The following is a 3619-nucleotide window of genomic DNA, read 5'->3' as shown; positions in this document are numbered from 1 at the left end:
AGGGAGTAGGCACTGCTTCGCTCATATTATTATTATTTCCTGTTTCTTAATTTTATTTCTTACAATAATTTATGATAACAAAAAAAGATCATTTAATCATCTTTTTGAAACTTTTTTTTTCAAGATTATTATTAATTTACCATGCTAAGTTCACTTTTTATCTGCATAGCTCTTCAAAAAAATAGTTAACCATTGTTATTTTTTAGCACCAAGACTTAATTAATAGTATAAAAATAAAATAAGTAAGTAATATAATTTTACAATTTTTCAGGAAAATGCTCTTGTCAGTTCTAAATTAACAGACGACAATAAAAATAAGTTAATTAATAATTTAGCCTATTAAAATGAAAGTTACTTTTAAAATTCTTCGTCAAAAACTGAATTTCACTCCAAAATTTCAAAGTTACACTTTAGATGTTAACCCTAGCAATACAATTTTAGAATGTTTAAATAAAATAAAATGGGAATTAGATGGAAGTTTGACCTATCGTAAAAATTGCCGCAATACTATCTGTGGTAGTTGTACCATGAGAATTAACGGTCGTTCCGCTTTAGCTTGTAAAGAAAATATTGCTAGTGAGTTAAAAAATATTGATCCCCCCCTAGGGGAAAATCCCCCCGAAATGATCATTTCTCCTCTTAATAATTTGCCTGTTATTAAAGATTTAGTTGTGGATATGACTAATTTTTGGCAAGATTTAGAAACTATTGAACCTTATATAAGTACTAGCAGTAGAAATATTCCAGAAAAAGAGTTTTTACAAACCCCAGATCAACGAAAATTATTAGAACAAACCGGTAATTGTATCATGTGTGGTGCTTGTTATTCTGATTGTAATGCTAAGGAAGTAAATCCTCTTTTTGTTGGTCCTCATGCCTTGGCAAAAAGTTATCGTTTGGTGGCAGATTCTCGTGATGATGACAGAGAAAATAGGCTAGAAAAATATGATGATCAAGATAGTGGTGTTTGGGGTTGTACTCGTTGTTATTTATGTAATGAAGTTTGTCCGATGGATGTTGCACCACTAGATCAAATTAGTAAAATAAAAGGAGCAATTTTAGCAAAAAAAGATCTTAATTCCAGTCGCCCTATTCGTCATCGAAAAGTTTTAATTGATTTAGTCAAACAGGATGGCTGGATTGATGAGCGTAAATTTGGGGTTATGGTAGTGGGTAATTATTTTCGTGATGTTCAAGGTTTATTAAGTATCGCACCTTTGGGATTCCGTTTATTATCTTCAGGTAAATTTCCTTTTCATTTTCAACCTTCCCAAGGCGTGAAAGAAGTGCGGTCGCTCATTTCTGCGGTACAAAAAGATCATTCTGTGTTAAATAATATAGTTGTAGAATAAAAAAAAATCTTTCTGTGAGCAGTATATTGTAATATAAAATTAATTGTATATAGGCAATGGGTTTAAATCCATTGTTGTCAATGAGTTGGGAAAAATAAAATCCACAATTAATTCTACTTACTGATATTATCAATTTTTCCTGAAAAGTTTTTTCAGATATTTGATCATAAATAAATTTTAGTTGCCATCAAAATAAAATACAATACAATTAAGAGTTAAAAGATCATCAAGACAACTTTTCTAGGAATTTTTATTTTGACTACTACAGAATTAATCTTTTTAATTGGCATTTTTTTGTTTACTAGTATTATTGGTGTCGTTACGGGGAGTAACTCATTAATTACAGTTCCTGCTATGCTAGAGTTTAATTTTGAACCAGCAAATGCGATCGCCACAAATATGTTTGCGTTAATATTTATGAGTATTGGCGGTACAATTCCTTTTTTAAAAGGAGATTTATTAAACCGAAAAGACTTACCCTTACTCTCAGTTTTAACGGTTATTGGCTCAATTTTAGGAGCATTATTGGTAATAGTTATACCCTCAAAAACCATGCCTTTACTCATTTCTATTTCAATGATTGCAGTGCTAATATTTTCTGTCACCAATAGAGATAAAGGGGTAGAAAAGATTGAAAAACCTTCCCCATGGGCGGAAAAAATTGGTTATGCTTTAACTTTTGGGTTGGGTATTTATGGCGGATTTTTTAGTGGGGGTTATGTTACAACTCTTACGGCTGCGTTTGTTGCTTTTTTAAACATGACATTTGTAGAAGCAGTGGCAGTAACAAAAGTATTAAATATTTTTTCTTCTTTAATTGCAACATTAATTTTTGCAACTCAAGGATTAGTTGACTATAAATTAGGCATAATTTTAGGAATAACGATGTTTTTTGGGGCGATGATAGGGGCAAAATTTGCCTTAAAAATGAGTAATCTATGGTTAAGAAGAATTTTCATTGTTACTGTAATTATTCTTGCCGGCAGAAATATACTACAGTGGTTAACTTAAAAGGTTTTAGCTTTCAACTACTCATTACTAATTATCTTCATTTTTAGAGTATTAACCCTTCTAAGATTAGTTGTGACATTTTTTCTGTATTTTCTGAGGCTGATTTTTCCAAAACATCTTTAAATTCTGGATACTCATTTTTAATATAATTAAATTGTTCTTTACTTAAAATAAAAATTTCACAATAAGTTAAAGTTTTGACAGATGCGGTTAGTTTTTCCTTAAAAATTAAAGATATATGCCCAAAATATTCTCCGGTTTCTAATATACATTGAAAGTGAGATTCCTGTTCTGATAAAATTTCAAGTTTACCCAAGGAAATAAAATAAATTGCTTCTCCTAAATCACCTTCTCTTACGACATAACTATTCGGTGGGTATGTTTGGAATTTTAGGGCGATAAGTAACACATTTCTTAAACGTGGAGAACAATATTGAAATAATATTACTTTTTCCAATAAATCCCCTGTAATATGTTGAAGAATATCTAAATGAAAATGTAGAGGCAAATCATCAAAAAAATTTTTTTCTGGTAAACCTCGATGACGCTCCCATAGATAATCATAATAGTTTCTTAGTTGAAAAATCAATGGTTTTGGAACATGATGATATGCTAAAAACTGTGTTAAAGCCTCAATTTTATTTTTATGGGTAATTTTAGCGGAATCAAGATTACTAAAAAGAGAAGCAATATTACCGATAATAAAAGCGTAAGTAGAAGCTCCGACAATCATAATAATAGTTGTGGCTAAATATTCAATATCTCGATGAGGAGTAATATCACCGTAGCCAATAGTAGTCATAGTTGTTACTGCCCAATAAAGGGAATGAATATATTGTCGGGAAACAGAAGCATTCTCAATTTTTAAAATGACAACCCAAGAATCAGGAGGAAAATTATCAATAAAGGCTAAAAAAAACCAAATACAAGCAATCCAATGGGTAAGAATAATAACTATAATAAATAATTTACTAATCCTTATATAACCTGGATTAATATGACTATAACTTTCCCAACGATGAAAAATCAACACGAGTCTGACAATTCTTAAAAGACGGAAAATTCTTAAAATTAAAAATAAAGGTATTTTATCGATAGTTATTTCTCCTAAAGATAAGAATAAACCATCAAAAGGAATATTAGCCAATATATCAACAATAAAAAACGTTTTTAAATAATGATTTTTAGTTTGTTTAATTTTCGTAATTTCTTCGCCATTAGAACGATAAGAAGTAAAAAAATTTAAAAATATATCT

General features: G+C 29.7%; 3 protein-coding genes. 2 read left to right on the top strand and 1 reads right to left on the bottom strand.

The window, feature by feature from the left end; translation table 11 throughout:
- The first annotated feature begins 344 nt into the window (after nucleotides 1–344).
- Together FWJ34_RS18750 and FWJ34_RS18745 are read left to right on the top strand one after the other, a co-directional pair.
- Entirely contained in the window at nucleotides 345–1352 is a 1008-nt protein-coding gene (locus tag FWJ34_RS18750) for a succinate dehydrogenase/fumarate reductase iron-sulfur subunit (RefSeq protein WP_308256852.1), read from the top strand.
- A 255-nt stretch (nucleotides 1353–1607) separates the two neighbouring features.
- Entirely contained in the window at nucleotides 1608–2363 is a 756-nt protein-coding gene (locus tag FWJ34_RS18745; protein WP_308256851.1) for a sulfite exporter TauE/SafE family protein, read from the top strand.
- Nucleotides 2364–2406: 43 nt separating this feature from the next.
- Here FWJ34_RS18745 and FWJ34_RS18740 read toward each other — a convergent pair.
- Nucleotides 2407–3619 (bottom strand): ion transporter (locus FWJ34_RS18740; protein WP_308256850.1); only part of this gene is annotated, 1213 nt, incomplete at its 5' end.

Source organism: Geminocystis sp. GBBB08 (assembly GCF_016743215.1).
Taxonomy (GTDB): domain Bacteria; phylum Cyanobacteriota; class Cyanobacteriia; order Cyanobacteriales; family Cyanobacteriaceae; genus Geminocystis.
Note: the sequence above shows the minus strand (reverse complement) of the source record. Positions and strands in the feature narration are given on the sequence as shown.